This window comes from Streptomyces sp. NPDC054783 (genome assembly GCF_053611725.1).
This window is the reverse complement of record NZ_JBSHAY010000011.1, coordinates 249,870-267,780: the sequence shown is the minus strand read 5'-3', so window position 1 is coordinate 267,780 and position 17,911 is coordinate 249,870. Positions and strand designations below refer to the sequence as shown.

At 71.6% G+C, this 17,911-nt stretch carries 12 protein-coding genes; 9 read left to right on the top strand and 3 right to left on the bottom strand.

Annotated features, from left to right (window positions below; all coding sequences use genetic code 11):
- Nucleotides 1-179 precede the first annotated feature (179 nt).
- On the top strand, nt 180-1,142 hold the full coding sequence (locus ACWGJ5_RS21645) for an alpha/beta fold hydrolase (protein ID WP_453311291.1): 963 nt from the start codon (nt 180-182) through the stop codon (nt 1,140-1,142).
- Nucleotides 1,143-1,366: 224 nt separating this feature from the next.
- Here the strand turns inward: ACWGJ5_RS21645 and ACWGJ5_RS21640 are convergent, their stop codons facing one another.
- Nucleotides 1,367-1,843 (bottom strand): (2Fe-2S)-binding protein, encoded by a 477-nt coding sequence (locus ACWGJ5_RS21640; RefSeq protein WP_453311290.1) that lies wholly within the window; start codon nt 1,841-1,843, stop codon nt 1,367-1,369.
- Between the two features lie 8 nt (nt 1,844-1,851).
- On the bottom strand, nt 1,852-4,161 hold the full coding sequence (locus tag ACWGJ5_RS21635) for a molybdopterin cofactor-binding domain-containing protein (RefSeq protein ID WP_453311289.1): 2,310 nt from the start codon (nt 4,159-4,161) through the stop codon (nt 1,852-1,854).
- Nucleotides 4,162-4,333: 172 nt separating this feature from the next.
- Here ACWGJ5_RS21635 and ACWGJ5_RS21630 point away from each other — a divergent pair, with 172 nt between their 5' ends.
- From ACWGJ5_RS21630 to ACWGJ5_RS21620, 3 genes are all read left to right on the top strand, one after another.
- Nucleotides 4,334-5,536 carry a PucR family transcriptional regulator gene (locus tag ACWGJ5_RS21630; RefSeq protein ID WP_453311288.1) on the top strand — a complete coding sequence of 401 codons (1,203 nt, stop codon included), beginning with the start codon at nt 4,334-4,336 and terminating at the stop codon, nt 5,534-5,536.
- A 130-nt stretch (nt 5,537-5,666) separates the two neighbouring features.
- Nucleotides 5,667-6,488 (top strand): SDR family NAD(P)-dependent oxidoreductase, encoded by an 822-nt coding sequence (locus ACWGJ5_RS21625; RefSeq protein ID WP_453311305.1) that lies wholly within the window; start codon nt 5,667-5,669, stop codon nt 6,486-6,488.
- A gap of 93 nt (nt 6,489-6,581) precedes the next feature.
- Entirely contained in the window at nt 6,582-7,313 is a 732-nt protein-coding gene (locus tag ACWGJ5_RS21620) for a DUF7873 family protein (protein WP_453311287.1), read from the top strand.
- A 487-nt stretch (nt 7,314-7,800) separates the two neighbouring features.
- On the opposite strand, the gene ACWGJ5_RS21615 is transcribed toward ACWGJ5_RS21620, so the two are convergent.
- Complete coding sequence (locus ACWGJ5_RS21615; RefSeq protein WP_453311286.1) at nt 7,801-9,870, bottom strand: SpoIIE family protein phosphatase; 2,070 nt, start codon at nt 9,868-9,870, stop codon at nt 7,801-7,803.
- Nucleotides 9,871-10,071: 201 nt separating this feature from the next.
- Between ACWGJ5_RS21615 and ACWGJ5_RS21610 the strand changes: the two genes are divergently transcribed.
- From ACWGJ5_RS21610 to ACWGJ5_RS21590, 5 genes are all read left to right on the top strand, one after another.
- Nucleotides 10,072-11,040, top strand: a complete 969-nt coding sequence (locus ACWGJ5_RS21610; RefSeq protein ID WP_453311285.1) for a cyclase family protein — start codon at nt 10,072-10,074, stop codon at nt 11,038-11,040.
- A gap of 130 nt (nt 11,041-11,170) precedes the next feature.
- Nucleotides 11,171-13,987 carry a SpoIIE family protein phosphatase gene (locus ACWGJ5_RS21605; protein WP_453311284.1) on the top strand — a complete coding sequence of 939 codons (2,817 nt, stop codon included), beginning with the start codon at nt 11,171-11,173 and terminating at the stop codon, nt 13,985-13,987.
- A 153-nt stretch (nt 13,988-14,140) separates the two neighbouring features.
- Nucleotides 14,141-15,664, top strand: a complete 1,524-nt coding sequence (locus tag ACWGJ5_RS21600) for a sugar ABC transporter ATP-binding protein (RefSeq protein ID WP_453311283.1) — start codon at nt 14,141-14,143, stop codon at nt 15,662-15,664.
- Nucleotides 15,661-16,707: an ABC transporter permease gene (locus ACWGJ5_RS21595; RefSeq protein WP_453311282.1), complete on the top strand. Its 1,047-nt coding sequence runs from the start codon at nt 15,661-15,663 to the stop codon at nt 16,705-16,707. Before ACWGJ5_RS21600 ends, ACWGJ5_RS21595 begins: the two co-directional genes overlap by 4 nt.
- Before the next feature lie 40 nt (nt 16,708-16,747).
- On the top strand, nt 16,748-17,911 hold the full coding sequence (locus tag ACWGJ5_RS21590; protein WP_453311281.1) for a substrate-binding domain-containing protein: 1,164 nt from the start codon (nt 16,748-16,750) through the stop codon (nt 17,909-17,911).

Genomic DNA, 17,911 nt, shown 5'->3' with positions numbered 1-17,911 from the left:
GCCGGCCGGCGCTCTGCCCGTACGTCCGCGACAGGCGCGACCAGGCAGATCACGGGCCGGGCCCCGGCTGCTCGAGTGCGCTGTAGGGTTGAACTCAACGTCAGGTTCAATAATTGCAACCCCCCGTCGAGTGAGGCGCGTTCGCTCGGTGGATCAGCCGATTGGCGGTGCGCTGGCACATGACGACGAAGGCCTCACTCGCGGACTGGGAGCGTCTGGAGTCGCGTGATGTCGCGACGAACGGCATCACTCTGCGCGTCTTCGAGCACGGCCGGCGCAGGCCCGGCACACCGCCGGTCGTGCTGTGCCACGGGTTCCCCGAGCTCGCCTTCTCCTGGCGCCATCAGGTCGTCGCCCTGGCCGAGGCCGGGTACCGGGTCCTCGCGCCCGACATGCGCGGCTACGGAGGAAGCTCACGGCCGGGGGACGTCGAGGCGTACGACGTGGTGAACCTGTGCGGGGACCTCGCGGGTCTCCTCGACGACGTCGGCGCCGAGGACGCGGTCTTCGTGGGACACGACTGGGGAGCGAACGTCGTATGGCACATGGCCCGGCTGCACCCCGAACGGGTGCGTGCCGTGGCCGGCCTGAGCGTCCCCGTCACCCCGCGCTCCCCCGTCCCGCCACTGCCCGTCCTTCGCTCGCGTCTGGGCGACGACTTCTACATGGTGTGGTTCCAGGAGCCCGGAGTCGCGGACGAGGCCCTGGCGCGGAACGTCCGCAGGACGCTCGTCGCACGGGAGATCTACTCCGCCGAGTGGGCGTCGCGCGAGGAGACGGAACTCCCGCCCCCGCCGTGGCTCAGTGAGGAGGAGCTGGCCCATTACGTCAAGACGTTCGAGGAGACCGGCTTCACGGGTGGCCTCAACTACTACCGCAACATGGACCGCAACTGGGCGCTGACCGGGGAACTGGAGGGCCGCCCCATCACGCAGCCGTCCTTCTTCCTCACCGGCTCCAGGGATCCCGTCGCCATGTTCATGCCCGCACAGCACCTCGGTGCCGTCCTCACCGACCTGCGCGAGCACGTCGTCCTGGAAGGCGCCGGACACTGGGTCCAGCAGGAGCGCCCCGAGGAGGTCAACGCCGCGCTCCTCCGCTTCCTCGGCTCCTGCATCGGCGTCCCAGGCACCGGCTCCTGACGGCTCCCGGCAACCGCTCGCCCCGCGCAGCAGGCGGGGCGAGCGTACGCGCAACACGCTTCATCGCCGCGGCGCGCGAGGTCTTCCAACGCGCTGGTCATCTGCGACCCGCAGGGCCAGGAAGTCGTCGGCGATGAGCGGTCTGGCGTCGGTGAGCGGGGCGTCGAGGCACTACGGCTGAAGCCCACCGGCGACGCAGGGCACCGTCGTGGCCGGTCAGCCGCTCAGTACTTCTTCGCTCCGGCCGTGATCGCCTGCCGTATGCGGTGATAGGTGCCGCACCTGCAGACGTTGCGGATCTCGTCGAGGTCGGCCTCGGTGATCTCGCGGCCCTCCTCGCGGGCCAGGCGGACCTTGGCGACGGCGGTCATGATCTGACCGGGCTGGCAGTAGCCGCACTGCGCGACGTCGTGCTCCAGCCAGGCCTCCTGCATGGGATGCAGGTCACGGCCGACGGTGCCGGGCAGGCCCTCGATGGTGGTGATCTCGTCGTCGGCGCCGATGTCCTGCACCGGCACCGAACACGGGTTGAACGCCTTGCCGTTGATGTGGCTGGTGCAGGCCTGGCAGACGCCGAGACCGCAGCCGTACTTCGGCCCGGTGACGCCGAGGACGTCTCTGAGCACCCACAGCAGCCGGACGTCGTCCTCGATGTCGACGGTCACCCGCTTGCCGTTGAGGATGAAGGTGTGTTCGGGCACGTGGTCTCCTAGAAGGCGCGGTCGAGTCCGTCGGTGGGGGACGCGGGGATCGGCGGCGTGGTGGGCAGCGGCTCGAAGCCGAGCGGCCCGGCGTGGTTGATCGGGAAACTCGTCGGCATGGTGCCGGTGGCCCGGCCGTAGGCGCAGGCCACGGCGGCGGCCGCACCCGCCACGGCCAGCTCGCCCGCACCGCCGGGCTCCCCGGTGGTCGGCGGCATGACGACGATGTCCAGCTCGGGCGGGGTGTTCCACTGCCTGGTGTAGAAGTAGTTGTCCCAACTGCCTTCCAGGAAGTGGCCGTCTGCGAGGTGGAGGCCGGAGCTGAGGGTGATCGCGATGCCGTCCATGACGCCGCCCATCATCTGCGCCTCGAGGCCTCGCGGGTTGACCGCGAGACCCACGTCGACGGCGCACACGACCTTGGTGACGCGCGGACCGGTGCAGGCGTCGCGGATCGTGCGGCCGGTGGTCTCCGGCCGGCAGTCGATCTCGGCGAGGACGGCGACGCAGGCGTGGTACTCCGGATGGAGCGCGATGCCCTGCGCCGTCCCGGCGGGCATGCTCCGCCCCCAGTTCCCGACCTCGGCCACCTTGTCGAGGACGGCCCGCGCCCGCGCGTCCTTGAGGAACTCCCGGCGGAACCGGTACGGGTCCTTGCCCATCCTCCTGGCCAGTTCGTCGACGACCAGTTCCTGCGCACAGCGCACGTTGGGCGAGTAGATGTTGCGCATGGAGCCGGTGTTGAAGCCCTTGTCGGTCTCGCCCAGCAGCTGGGTGACGACGCCGAAGTCGTACGGCGTCTGCTGGCTGAGCGCGAAGATCGTCTCGGAGAAGGTCAGATCACCGACGGGCAGCCGCGCCGCCTGCGCGGTGATGATCTCGCCGACACCGTGGCCGAAGTCGGTGGCGACGGAGGTGTGCCGTTGGTCGTAGGTGAGCACCTGGCCGAGCGCGTACGTGGCGCGCACGCGCGAGGTGGCCATCGGGTGGGTGCGGCCCTGCCGGAAGTCGTCGGTGCGGTGCCACATCAGCTTGACCGGCTTACCCATCGCCTTCGAGACCTCGGCGGCCTCCGCGGCCGCGTCGTGGAAGAGCTTCCGGCCGAAGGAGCCGCCGCCCTCGGTGACATGGACCTTCACCGCGGAGATGGGCAGCCCCAGCTTCAGCGCGATCTGCTCCTGGGCGACGACCGGGGACTTCAGGCTTCCCCAGATCTCGGCCGAGTCGTCTCGTACGTCGGCGACGGCACAGTTGGTCTCCAGCGCGCTGTTGCTCGCGAAGTGGAAGGTGAACCGGGCGTCGACCGACTTGGTCAGCAGGTCCAGTGCGGGAAGCGGGAGTTCGGCCTTGCGCAGTTCGTCGCGGATGGTGTCGTCGCTCTGCGCGTCGGCCGTTCCGGGACCCCAGGAGACCTTCAGTGCCCGCACGGCGTCGATGCACTGACCGAACGTACGGCCGCGGACGGCGACACCGGTGGAGACGGCCACGACGTCCGTGACGCCGGGCATCACCCGCACCTCGGCGAGGTTCTCCACCGCGCGCACGGTGCCGTTGATCGTCGGGGGCCGGCACACCATCGTCGGCAGGGCGTCGGGGATCTGCAGGTCCATGGCGAACGTCTTGCGCCCGGTCACCGCTTCCCTCGCGTCGATACGCCCCTGCGCGGTGCCGATGACCTCGAACTGCGCGGCCCCCTTGAGCGCGACCGAGACCTGACTTGTCGTCACTGACGCGGCCTTTTCGGCGAGTTCACCGTAGGTGAGGCTGCGACCGCTCGACGACGAGGTGACGACCCCGGCCTTGGCGGTCAGGGTGTCCAGGGCCTCCCCGAGTTCCAGGGCCGCCGCCCTCAGCAGCCGGCCCCTGGCCACCGCGGCGGCCACCCGGATCGGCGTGAAGGTCGAGATCGTGGTGTTGGAGCCACCGGTGAGCTGGTTGAACAGCAGCTCCGGCCGCGCGTCCGCGAGCGTGACCCGGATCCGCTCCAGCGGCAGGTCCAGTTCCTCGGCGATCAGCATGGCGCTGGACGTCGTGATGCCCTGCCCGACCTCCGCACGGGGCAGCGCGAAGGAGGCCGTGCCGTCGCTGTCGATCCGGATCGTGATCAGGTTCGCCGTCGGCAGTGCCGCATCGGTGAGCATGTCGTTGAGGTCGTAGATCTCCGCCGGACCGGGCACGGAGGGCACGACGGCCGCCGCCTCGTCCGGCGCGAGCACGGCCTCACCGAGTTCGGCGGCCACGGTCAGCGTCGAGGCGGCCAGCACATACCCGAGGAATCTCCGCCGCCCCATCCCGGCCGTTCCGGGTACGCCGTCCATACGATCTCCTTCGATCCGCCACGACTTGTGCACATGCCCGATCCGCGCAACGCCGGTGAGACGCGCCGCCGGTGATTCCACCTCTCGCCACCGGTTTCGGCCATAGGCGGGGGACGGGAAAAGGCGCCGCGGCACTGTGCCGGCGCACAATCCCCCGGACTACACTGCGCCCGTGACGACGCAGCTGAGGGCCGCCGACCGGGTCGTCGAGCTGGTCGGCCGCCTGCTGACGGAGATTGACCGGCTCGCGGAGGACCTCACCGACGAGATCCTCGGAGGCGAGCACTCGTACGCCGAGAGCACGCTGATCGGCCGGGAACAGCTGCGCGTCGTGGTGCGAGACAACCTGTCCACGCTGTTCGCGGCGCTGCAGGGGCGGCCCACGACGCTCGAGGCACCCCGCGCCGCCGGCCGGCTGAAGGCCGCACAGAGCATCCCGCTGGCCGCACTCCTGCACGCCTACCGGCTGGCCGGCCGCTTCGTCTGGGACCGGCTGCTCGCGACCGCCGTGGACGAGGAGAGCACGGTCCAGCTGCTGCACATGGCCTCCGACATCTGGGCGGCCATCGACGACTACTCCAGTGCGGCCGCCGACGCCTACCGGGCCACCGTCGAGGAACAGTCGCGTCGCGACGCCACGGCCCGGGGCACGATGCTCACCACGCTGCTCGACGGCAGGGCCGGCACCGGTGCGAGCGCGTGGGAGATCGCGCGCGTGCTGGACCTCGACCGGCAGGGCCCCTTTCTGGTGGTCTGCGCCGAAGTCCACGACGGGGTCGAACCACTGCCCAGCGTGCGCAGCCGCCTGCGTGCCGCCGGAATCGGCTCCGAGTGGATTCAGCCGATAGGGGCCTGGGTGGGCCTGCTGTCCCTCCCCAACGAACAGGCCATCACGCATGCGGTCGGCCGGCTGTCCGACATCGCGCTGTCCCGTGTCGGGGTCAGCCGCGCCTTCACCTCGCCCGTGAAAGCCCCGGGGGCCTGGCGGCAGGCCCAACTGGCCGTGCAGTGCCTGCCGTACGGCACGGGCGGCACCCATCTGTACGGCAGCGCGCCGGTCTCGCTCCTGGCGGCCGCGTCCCCCGACATGGCCGAGGAAGTCGCCCGGGCGGTCCTCGGCCCCCTTCTCGCCCTGCCCCCGCGGGAACAGGCCACCCTGCTGGAGACCCTGCACGCCTGGTTCGCCTGCGGCGGATCGACGACGGCGGCGGCCGGCCGACTGCACTGCCACCGGAACACGGTCCTGTACCGCCTCAACCGCATCGCCGAACTGACCGGCCGCCGCGCCACCGACGCGGAGTCGTCCGCCGAGCTCTACATCGCCCTCGAGGCCGTACGCCTGAATGGGCGGCCGGGGCCACCCGCCCCGCACTGACCGGTCCTCGGCGCCCGGGCCCCGGGACCGCACCCCCCTGTCTCAAGACCGCCGGTGACGGGAGGCCGGGTGTGCGGTCGCTTCTACGATCGGTTTCCCGCGTGCTCCCGGAACAGAAAGCTGAACCAATCTGATGGACGAGCGAGTTGTCATCGTGACCGGCGCCGGCTCCGGCATCGGCGAGGCCACCGCCCGGTTGCTGCGCGAGCAGGGGCACCAGGTGGTGGTCTCCGGGCGCCGGGCGGAACCGCTGCGGCGGCTGGAGGACGAGACCGGCGCACTGGCGTACCCGTCCGACGTGGGCGACCCCGACGCCGCCGAGGGCCTTTTGCGTACGGCCCTCGACGCGCATGGCCGACTGGACGGTGTCGTGCTCAACGCGGGCATCGGACGCGGCGGCACCGTCGGGAACCTGTCGCCGGTGGACTGGGACGAGGTGATGCGCACCAACGTCACCGGCCCGATGCTGCTCCTGCGCGCGGCGATCCCCCATCTGGTACGCGCGCGTGGCGCGGTCGTGGCGGTCGCGTCGGTGTCCGCCCTGCTCAACGGCCCGGGCAACGCCCCGTACGCCGTGTCCAAGGCCGCCCTGCTGTCGCTGTGCCGTTCCGTGGCCGTCGACTACGGGCGCGAGGGGGTGCGCGCCAACGTGGTGTGCCCCAGCTGGGTGAGGACCGAGATGGCCGACCGGCGCATGACGCGTTTCGCCCGGGAAGCGGGTCTGGGGGACGGCGGTGTGGACTCCGCCTACGCGGAGGCGACCAGGCCGCTGCCCATGGGCCGGCCGGGCGAGCCGCGTGAAGTCGCCGAGACCGTCGGCTGGTTGATCTCCCCGGCGGCGTCCTATGTCAACGGTGCGGTACTCACGGTCGACGGCGGGGCGACGGCGCTGGATCCCGGGACCCTCGCGTTCGACTTCCACATCGCACCACGCACCGACGCGGACCTCTGACACCGGCGGGGCCACCCCCCTGGCGTGCGAAAAGCGAGTGCGCGTGTTCGAGCCGGTGAGGTACGTTCCTGCGTGTTCGAAGGGGGAGCCGAAGTGGCGAAGTTGAACCAGATCATCGCTGTCGAGAAGGGTGTCAAGAGCAAGTCGCTCCAGGACATCACCGCGGCGCACCACAAGGTGCAGAAGCCGGCGTTGCTGGCCGGCATCTCACGTACGTACCAGCCGAAGGACGAGGAGGGCGAGCAGCTGCCGCCCGAGTCCACGCGGGTGCAGGTGCAGGCCGAGGACGTGCTGCGGGAGATGTCCGGGTCGCTCACCCGGCTGTTCGACGTGACCGCCACCAAGGACTGGGCGAACTGCACCGCCCGCGCGGACGTCACGGTCGACGGCCGGACGATCCTCGCCGACGTCCCGGTCAGCTATCTCCTCTTCCTGGAGAAGCAGCTGACCGACCTGCACACGTTCGTCAGGAAGCTTCCCACCCTGGACGCCGCCGAGTCCTGGTCGCACGACCCGTCCACGGACTGGTGGAAGACGGACCCGGTGCGCACGATCCGCACCAAGAAGGTCCCCCGCAACCACGTCAAGGCGGAGGCGACCGACAAGCACCCGGCGCAGGTCGAGGTGTACTACGAGGACGTGCCCATCGGGTACTGGACGACCGTGAAGTTCTCCGGATCGCTTCCTGCGCGGCGCGTGAACGAGCTGGTGGAGCGGGTCGAGAAGCTCCAGCAGGCGGTGAAGTTCGCCCGCGAGGAGGCCAACGGCACCGAGGTCACCGACCAGCGGGTCGGCGACGCGGTGTTGGGCTACCTGTTCGGCTGACACCGGCCACGGGTAGCATCCACGATCGCCCCCGCGTGCGAGCGCGGGGGTGCGCAACAGGCGCGAGCCGGATTGAGGCCTGGTTCGCGTGATGAGCGCAAGCTGACACTGAAGTTCAGCCTGAAGACACGGTGACAGTGAAGGTTCGAGTCCTTCCCCCGGCACAGCGCCCGCAACGGGCTGGGGTGGCCCAACATGGCAGAGGCAGCCGTGATCAGTCTCAGACTCTCGCTCCAGTCTCAGCATCGCCGCCGATCGCCGGATCGACGGGGCCGGACGAACGCCGTCGGATGCGAGTTCGACTCTCGCCTGCACCTCTCACACGGTGCGGTAGTTCAAAGGAAGAACACGACGGCATGATGACTGATCCGTCCTCTTAAACGCCGCCGGCGTGCGCAATTGGGTGGCATCCCCAGGGGCCCGGGAGCTGGATACGACTCCCGGGCCCCGCCACGTTCATCGCCGTCGTCAGGTCTGTCCGTCGACGTCAAGGCTGGGCTCGGGCGATGAGCAGAGCGACGTCGTCCTCGCCGCCGGGCGGCCGCAGGACCTCCAGGATGCAGTCGCAGGTGTCTTCCAGATCGTGGCCACGTGTCGCGGTGAAGGCGTCGAGCAGGGCGTCCAGGCGGGCGTCGATGGGTTCGCTTCGGGTTTCGACCAGGCCGTCGGTGTAGAGGGCCAGTTCGTCGCCGGGGCGGAAGGCGATGGTGGTGGCCTCGAAGGGGACCCCGCCGACGCCCAGCGGTGCGCCGGTGGGAAGGTCGAGGAGCCGTGCCGGGTGGCCGACCCGCAGCAGGGCCGGGGGCAGGTGGCCGGCGAGGCATATCTGGCACTGACCCCGGTGAGGGTCGTAGACGCAGTAGATGCAGGTGGTGATGGCCTGCTCGACGCCCTCGGTCAGGTGGTCGAGGTGCCGAAGGGCCTCGGCGGGCGCGAGATCGAGTTCGGCGAACGCGCGGGCGGCACTGCGGAGTTGCCCCATGGTGGCGGCGGCCTTGATGCCGCAGCCCATGACGTCGCCGACGACCAGGGCCGTTTTGTCCCCCTGCAGGGGTATGGCGTCGTACCAGTCGCCGCCGATCTCGTACGTGGCACCGGCGGGCTGGTAGCGGCAGGCGGCCTCCAGGCCCGGCAGGTGCGTCGGGGGCTCGGGAAGCAGACTGCGCTGGAGGGTGAGGGCCGTGTGGCGCTGGGCCTGGTATCCGCGGGCGTTGTCGATGCAGACCGCGGCTCGGGCGGCCAGCTCGCAGGCGAGGAGCGCGTCGTCGTCATCGAACGGTATGGGGTTCCGGGTGCGTTTGAGGTCGAGGGCGCCGAGGACCCGGCCCCGGGCCATGAGCGGTACGGCCAGGTAGGAGTGCACCCCGGCCGTCGCGAGGAGGGAGGCGGCCTCACCGTGGCGGGCGATGCGCCCGAGGTCCCGACGGGTGGCGTGGGGCAGCAGAACCGGTTGACGGGTGCGCACGCACTGGGTGATCAGGCGGTCGCTGTCGTAGGTGGCGACTCCCCCTGGCGGATCGGCCGCGTGGACGGCCTCGGTGGAGTGGGCCGCGCTGACGGCGAGGGCGCGGAAGACGGCCGGGCCCTCGTGGGACGCGGTCCGGTCGTCGAGGGCGCTGTCGAGTATGTCCACGGCCGCCACATCGGCCAGGACGGGTACGACGACGTCGGCGAGCTCGCACGCCGTGGTTTCCAGGTCGAGGGTGGTCCCCACGGAGGCGGAGGCCGTGGCGATCAGCGCCAGGCGTTGCCGGGCCTGTGCCGCCTCGGCGGCGGCGCGATGACGCTCGGTGACGTCGATGACGGAGTAGGCCAGGCCCAGCACCCGCCCACCGGAGTCCTCCAGCCGGTAGTACGAGACGGACCAGGCGTGCTCGTGGTCCGGGTCGCCGGGGGGACGACAGACGATCTGCCGGTCCACGACCGACTCGCCCGTCTCCAGGACACGGCGCAGACGTGCCTCGGGGTCCGTGTCCAGGAAGGTCAGGACCTCGCCGGCCGTCCGGCCGAGACGCTCGGCGGCGGACTGACCGGTGATGCGTTCCAGTGCGGGGTTCACGGCCAGGTACCGCAGGTCCGGGTCGAGAATGGCGAGCCCTACCGGGGACTGGGACACCAGGCGCATGGCCAGGGCGGCATCCCGCTCGACCCGCTCCACGGCTGCCTGGTCCGCCGCAAGACCCAGGGCGTAGCTGTCACCGAGGTCGTCCAGCAGCCGCATGTTGCGGAACTCCACCAGTCGCGTGCTGCCGTCCTTGTGCCGGATCGGAAAGGCCCCGGCCCAGTCGGTGCCGGACTTCATGACCTCGGCGAAGAGCTTGATCACCTCGTCCCGGTGTTCCTCGTGGACGGTCAGCTCAGCCGCGTACTGACCCAGCGCCTCCGCCGGGGTGTAGCCGAACAGTTCCTCGGCCTTCGGGCTCCAGAAGACCACCTGGCCCAGCGGGTTCAGCACCACCGCGGCGACGCTGAGCAGATCGAGCAGGCCGCTGGGCGGCGCGGCGGAACCGGTCACCGACCGGCCGGGGCCTGCCCGGGAGGAGTCCGTCGTGCCCATGGTTCCTTTTCCCTCCGCTCGGCGCCTGGGCTTTTGGCCCACCGGCGAGCGTGCTGCCTTCATCCATGGTCGTCCCAGACCGGCGGCCGAGCACGGCCGAGCGGCGCTGCCGATGTGCAAAGCTGGAGTTGATCACGAGCACCGGGCTCCTCCGCGTCCGCCCGGAGAACGGTGAGCACAGGTGAGTACAGGTGAGTGCCGATGACCGCGAAGCCCGCCGGTGACCCCGGGCCCGGATCACCCGTGACCGGCAACGGGCCCGCCGTCTCCCGCCGGGAGTTCGACGCGCTCTTCGAGGCGGTCCGCACATGGGGCCGCTGGACGCCGGCCGACCGCGGTGCCTGGAACCGGGTGACCGCGGACCATGTACGGCGGGCCACGGCCGCCGTGCGGTCCGGGATGGTCGTCCCCTTGGCGCTGCCCTGGAACACCCGGCCCGGCCCCGACAACCGCAGGCCCGCTCTGCACCACATGACCGACCTCGGTGACGTGGAGAGCCCGGAACCTTCCACCCACAAGGACTTCATCGCCGCCGACTACCACGGCAAGGGCGTCACGCATCTCGACGCCCTGAGCCACATCGCCTACCGGGGCCAGCTCTACGACGGCCGGACGGCCCGCGACGTCGTCGGCACCGCGGGCGCCCGCTTCGGAGCCGTGTCGGCGCTCGGGGCCCTCGTCACGCGGGGTGTGCTCCTCGACCTCCCCGCTGTCCTCGGGATCCGCTGGCTGGAGCCGGGGCGGGCGGTGCACGCGCGGGACATCACCGCCGCGGAGCGGGCGCTCGGTGTGACGATCGGCGAGGGTGACGCGGTGCTGCTGCGGTCCGGGCACGTCCGCCGCCGCACGGCGCTCGGCGCCTGGGACCCGGACACGGCGAGCGCGGGCTTCCACGTGGGCGCCGTACCGCTGCTGGCGGAACGTGGCATCGCGCTGCTCGGTGGTGACGGCGACAGTGATGTACGGCCCTCGCCGGTGGAGGGCGTGCACTCGCCGGTCCATGCCCTGGCCGTGGGCGCCATGGGGGTGCCGTTGCTGGACAACCTCGATCTGGAAGCCCTCTCCGCGGCAACCGCTGAGGCCGGGCGGTACGAGTTCCTGCTGGTCGTGGCACCGCTGAACGTACCGGGCGGGACGGGCTCGCCCGTGAACCCGGTGGCGGTCCTGTGACGAACGGACCAGCAGGACATGCACATGAAGAATCAGAGCGCCTTTAATCGTGACCCCCACCCCCAATGTCCGTATTCTCGTTTATGTCAGATTGGTTCCGGAAAGCGGACTATCGCGAGTGAGGCACAGCGTGGTTCGGTTCGACGGGGCACCGACTCCGACGGGGCGTGCGACAGGCGGCACGGGACCCGTTCGTTCGCGTGAGCGCTTCCTGGAGGGTGGGACGATCGAAGCGGGCGTGCGTACGCCCATCTCTCATTCATGGCAGCGCTGCCGGTCCCTGGGGCTCTCGCCGGACCGGTCCGACCTCCCCTTCCGGGAGGACTTCGACACGGAAGCACGGATCATCCGCGCGGCCGTGCCGGTGCTCGACCGGCTGCAGTACAGGTTCGCCGGCAGTCACATGAACATCAGTGTCGCCGACGCGAGCGGAACGGTCCTCCTGCGCCGTTTCGGAGAGCCGTCTTTGGCCAGAAGCCTCCCGGCGATCCAGCGCCTGCCGGGGTTCGTGTTCGCCGAGCAGGTCGCCGGCACCAACGGCATCGGTCTCGCGCTGGCGGAACGGCAACTCATCCGGGTGTACGGTGCCGAGCACTTCGCCGAGCGCTCCCAGGCAAGTGCCTGCCGCGCGCTCCCGGTCCGCGACCCGCTCAGCGGCCGTATCGAGGGCGTCCTGTGCTTCGGCTATCCGCGCAGCTTCGACGACCCCGCGCTGGCCACCGTGCTGCGCAAGGCGGCGCGAGCCATCGAACGGCGGCTGCTCAGCCGCAGCTCCGCACGCGAGCGCGCTCTGCTGCGGGCGTACCTGGACACCGAGGCCGAAGCCGCCGTCGGCGGGCAGCGCACCATCGGCCTGGACGACCTGTCCCTCGGACAGCATCCCCGTGACCACGCGATCCTCATGGAGAAAGCCACCGAGTTGATCTCCTGCGCGCAGCGGGCCGCCGCCCACGTCACCCTGTCCGACGGCCGGCGTGTCACGCTGCTGAGCCGTCCGATGACGAGTGCCACCGGGGTGGAGGGCCTGGTCATCGAGGCCGTCATGCCCGGCCCCGCACCACGGAATCTGCTCGGCCCGCCGCAGCGGCTCGACGAGTTGCCGGGCTTCCACGGCGAGCCTGCCGCCTCCCCCGTCGTCCTGATGTCAGGAGCCGTTCCCGTTGCAGCACCGGGCGCGGCCGCCACCGGCGGCAAAAGTGTCACACCGGTCGGAGCGGAGGCCGATCACGCTGCCGCCATGCGCCCGTCGAGAGGGCTGCTGCTCGTGGGGGAGCCGGAGGTGGGACGGCACGCGCTCGCCGCACGGCGCCGCCTGGAGCTGCTGTCCGAGGCCAGCACGCGCATAGGCACCACCCTGGACGTGCGCCGCACCGCCCAGGAACTCGCGGAGACGGCGGTGCCGCGACTCGCCGACTACATCACGATCGACCTGCCCGAGGCCGTACTGCACGGCGAGGAGGCCGCCGACCCACACGGCGACCTGCGCCGCACGGTGGTCCACGGCGTCCGCGACGACTGCCCCTTCCATCCGGTCGGCAAGCAGGTCGACTACGGCCCGGCCACACCACAGCTGCGCTCCCTGACCGACGGGGAGGCGGTGCTGGAACCGGACCTGAGGGTCGCCGCGGGCTGGCTCGCCCACGACCCCGAGCACACCGAGGAGCTGCTGACCCACGTCCACTCCCTCGTCGCGGTCCCGCTGGTCGCCCGCGGGGTCGTCCTGGGCGTCGCCGCGTTCTACCGCGGCCGGGACCCGGCCCCCTTCGGCGACGACGACCGTTCGCTGGCCCAGGAACTCGCCGCCCGGGCCGCCCTGTCCATCGACAACGCCCGGCGCTACACACGCGAACGCACCATGGTCCTGGCCCTGCAGCGCAGCCTGCTCCCGCACGGGCTGCCCGACCAGGACGCCGTCGAGGTCGCCCATCGCTATCTGCCCGCGGAGTCCGACGTGGGCGGTGACTGGTACGACGTCATCCCCCTCTCCGGCACCCGTATCGGCCTCATGGTCGGGGACGTCGTCGGCCACGGCATGCTCTCCGCCGCCACCATGGGCCGGCTGCGCACCGCCGCACGCAGCTTCGCCGAACTCGACTTCCCCCCGGACGAGGTCCTCACCCACCTCGACAACCTGGTGGGACGCCTGGACCGGGAGGACCCCGACGGAGCGGACATCATCGGCGCGACCTGCGTGTACGCCATCTACGACCCGACCACCCAGCGGTGCACCATGGCCCGCGCCGGGCATCCTCCCCCCGCGCTGGTCCGCCCCGACGGCACGGTTTCCTTCGCGGAGCTGCCCGCCGGGCCTCCGCTCGGCCTGGGGGGCCTGCCCTTCGAAGCGGTCGAGACCGACCTCCCCGAGGGCAGCCAGCTGGTCCTCTACACCGACGGACTCGTCGAGGACCGGTACCACGACCTCGACGGGGCCCTCGACCGGTTGCGCGCGGCCCTGGCCCACCCGGATCGCGCGCCCGAGGAGACCTGCCAGGTGGTCCTGAACAGCGTGGCGCCCGCCCACCCCTGTGACGACATCGCCCTGCTCGTGGCCCGTACCCGTGCCCTGGCCCCCGACCGGATCGCCACCTGGGACCTGCAGCCCGACCCGGCCCTCGTCGGCGAAGTGCGCGCCGCCGCCATGCGCCGGCTGGCCGACTGGGGCCTCGACGAAGCCGCCTTCGCCGCGGAACTGATGCTCAGCGAGCTGGTCACCAACGCCATCCGCCACGGCTGCGGCCCCATCCGCGTACGGCTGCTCCACGACCGCACCCTGATCTGCGAGGTCTCCGACACCAGCAACACCGCCCCGCACCTGCGCCGGTCCGCCAGCACCGACGAGGGCGGCCGCGGCCTGTTCCTCGTCGCCCAGCTGGCACGGAGCTGGGGTACGCGCTACCTGCCCCAGGGCAAGGTCATCTGGGCCGAGTGCGGCCTCGACGGTGTCTGAGACCGGCGGCGCCGCTGGCCCGTTGGAGTCATGAAGAGCGGCGAATATGCAAAATCATCCAATATGCCCTTTACCGGCCCACTAGGATCGGTGGCGCCCGTTCAGTGGCGACAGTCGGGAAGAACTCGCCAGGCCGACCTTCGGAGATGTTCCGTGCACGACCCTCCCGACACCTCTGCGGAACCCCTGGTCCGCATCCGTGGGCTCGCCAAGAGGTTCGGCGGGACCCGCGCGCTGGACGGGGTCGACCTCGACGTCCACGCGGGCAGCGTCCTCGCCCTCCTCGGCCCCAACGGAGCCGGAAAGTCCACCCTCATCAAGGTGCTCGCCGGCGTCCACCACGCCGACGCGGGACAGGTCACGGTGGACGGGCACCCGCTCGGCAGCCGTGCCGCCTCCCGCGCCATGTCCTTCATCCACCAGGACCTCGGTCTCGTGGAATGGATGACGGTCGCCGAGAACATCGCCCTGATCATCGGATATCACCGTCGCGCCGGACTGATCTCCTGGCGGCGCACCCGGGAGCGCTGCGCCGAAGCCCTGCGGCTCGTCGCCGGACACCTCGATCCCGACACGCCGATCGGCCGCCTCTCCCCCGCCGAGCGCTCGCTGGTCGCCATCGCCCGGGCACTGGCCGCCCGGGCCAGACTCGTCGTCCTCGACGAGCCGACCGCCCGCCTGCCCGCCACGGACTGCGCCCGGCTCTTCCGCGTCCTGCACGCCCTGCGCGACCAGGGGCACGGCCTCCTCTACGTCAGCCACCGGCTGGACGAGGTGTACGAGGTCGCCGACGCCTTCGCCGTCCTGCGCGACGGCCGTCTCGTCAGCCACGGCACCCTGGCGGGCCACGGCCCCGCCCGGCTGGTCCATGACATCGTCGGCGAGGAACCGGCCCGCTACCGCCCCGCCACCGCCCCCGCCGGCGGCCCGGCCGTCCTGACCCTCGACGGCGTACGGACGGCCCGCACGGGCCCGGTCGGCCTGGAACTCGGGGCCGGGGAGGTCCTGGGCCTGGTGGGCCTCTCGGGCGCCGGGCACATGGACCTGGGCCGGGCCCTCGCCGGTTCCCGGCCCCTGCTCGGCGGCCGAGTACTCCTCGGCGGCCGACCGTACCGTCCCCGTACCGTCGCCGACGCCGTCCGCCTCGGTGTCGGCTTCGTGCCGGGTGACAGACAGCGGGAGGGCTGCGCCACCGAGCTGACCGTACGGGAGAACCTCCTGGCCAACCCGCGGGCCGGGGGCCGGCCGGCGCTGCAGTGGATCGCCCCCCGCCGCGAACGCGCCGAGGCCGCCGAGCTGATCGAACGGTTCTCGGTGCGTCCTCGCGACAGCGAGACCCCCATCGGCACGCTGTCCGGTGGAAACCAGCAGAAGGTGATGATCGGCCGGTGGCTCCGGGTGGGCCTGCGCCTGCTGATCCTCGAGGAGCCGACCGCGAGCGTGGACATCGGGGCCAAGGCCGCCGTCTACCGCCTGCTCGACGAGGCACTGGCCGCCGGCCTCGCGGTGCTGCTCGTCTCCACGGACTTCGAGGAGGTCGCGGGCGTGTGCCGGCGCGCCCTGGTGTTCGTCCACGGGTCGGTGACGGCCGAGCTGAGCGGTCCGGCCCTCACGGTCGCCGGGCTCACCCGGGCGGCCTCGGCGATGCCCCCGTCCGGACCCGCGACGGACTCATGACCGCGCCGCCACCTTCCTCCGCGTCCCCGTCCCGGCCGTACCGACGGCGCCCCGCCGGACACCTCCTCAGCGCCTACGGCCTGCTGGCGCTCACCGCTGTGCTCTTCCTGGTCTTCTCGCTCACCCTGCCGCGTACGTTTCCCACGCGGGACACGGTCGACTCGATCCTGTCCAGCCAGTCGATCCCCGCCGTCCTCGCGCTCGCCGCCATGGTCCCCGTCGTGACCGGCGCGTTCGACCTCTCCATCGGCTACGGCCTCGGTCTGGCGCACGTCATGGTCATGCAGCTCGTGGTCAACGAGCGGTGGCCCTGGCCGTGGGCCTGCCTCGCGGTGGTCGCCGGAGGGCTGGTCGTGGGCGTCCTCAACGGTGTCGTCGTCGAGTTCGGCCGGATCGACTCCTTCATCGCCACCCTCGGGACCGGCAGCATGATGTACGCCGTGACCGGCTGGGTCACGGGCGGCGGCCGGATCGTCCCCGGCCCGCAGGGTCTGCCCGCAGCCTTCACCGATCTGTACGACTCCAGGTTCCTCGGCCTGCCGGTCCCCGCCTTCTACGTGCTCGCCCTGGCGGTCGCCCTCTGGCTGGTGCTGGAGCGGCTGCCGCTCGGCCGGTACCTCTACGTCGTCGGCTCCAACCCGCGCGCCGCCGACCTCGTCGGCATCCCGACCCGCAAGTACACCGTCTACGCGTTCACCGCATCGGGACTGATCGTCGGCCTCGCCGGTGTGCTGCTCGCGGCCCAGCAGCAGATCGGCAATCCCAGCGTCGGCCTCGACTACCTGCTGCCCGCCTTCGTCGGCGCCCTGCTCGGTGCCACCGCGATCAAACCCGGCCGCCCCAACGCCCTGGGCACGCTCGTCGCCGTCGCCGTGCTCGCCGTCGGCCTCACCGGCATCGGCCAGATGGGCGCCGACTTCTGGACGATCCCCCTGTTCTACGGCGGCACCCTCCTGCTCGCCGTCGGCCTGGCCGGCTACTCCGCCCGCCGCCTGCGCACCGGGGCCGCCGCGCCCCGTGACGCACCCGCCCCACCCCCTTGAGCCGCCCTCCCCTCCGCTCAGCCCGCCGCGAGGAGCTCTCGTGCACCGCAACCGCAAGGCCGTCCCCGGCATCGCCCGGGCGCGATCGGTCTCCGTCGCCCTGCTGGTGGCGGCGACCGCCCTCGCGGGCTGCGAACGCGCCTCGTCGCCCGGCCCCGGGGTCGCCACCACGGGCGCGAGCGGCTGCCCCGCGGTGCAGGCCGGGGCCCGGGCCGCCGTCACCCGGGCGGAGAGGACCGACGTCCCCTGGAACGGGCCGACCGGCGGCCCCGCGGCCGTGCCCGGCAAGACGGTCGTCTACGTCGCACAGACCATGACCAACCCCGGAGTCGCCGGCGTCGCACAGGGCGTGAAGGAGGCCGCGAGGGTCATCGGCTGGAAGGTCCGGGTGATCGACGGCGAGGGCACCCCCGCCGGCATCCAGGCGGCGCTGAGCGAGGCCGTGGCGCTGAGACCCTCGGGCATCGTCATCGGCGGTTTCGACCCCGACTCGACCTCGCAGCAGGTAGCGCGGGCCACCGCGGCGCGCATCCCGCTCGTCGGCTGGCACGCGGTGGCGTCCCCCGGACCCAGCGTGCACCCCAGGCTCTTCACCAACGTCACCACCAACGTCGACGACGTCGCCTCGATCAGCGCGCAGTGGGTCATCGCACGCTCCCACGGCAACGCCGGGGTCGTCCTGTTCACCGACGCCTCGATCCCCTTCGCCAAACACAAGTCCGAGCTGATCAGGAAGGGCCTGGCGGCCTGTTCGGGCGTGCGGCTGCTGGCGTACGAGAACATCCCGATCCCGGACGCGAGCAGCCGTACCCCCAGGGAGGTCTCGTTCCTCCTCTCCCGCTTCGGGAGCCGGTGGACCCACTCCGTCGCGATCAACGACCTGTACTTCGCCGATGCCGCCCCCGCCTTCCGCGCGGCCGGGAGGACGGGCTCCGGGCCGCCCTTCAACATCGGCGCGGGCGACGGTGACCCGTCCGCCTTCCAGCGCATCAACAGCGAGCAGTACCAGGCGGCCACCGTCCCCGAACCGCTGTCGCTGCAGGGCTGGCAGATCCTCGACGAGTTCAACCGCGCCTTCTCCGGCCGTCCGGCCAGCGGTTACGTCGCGCCCGTCCACATCTCCACGGAGAGCAACAGCAAAGGCGCCACGGCCTGGGACCCCTCGGGCTACCGGGAGGCGTACCGGAAGACCTGGGGCAAGTGA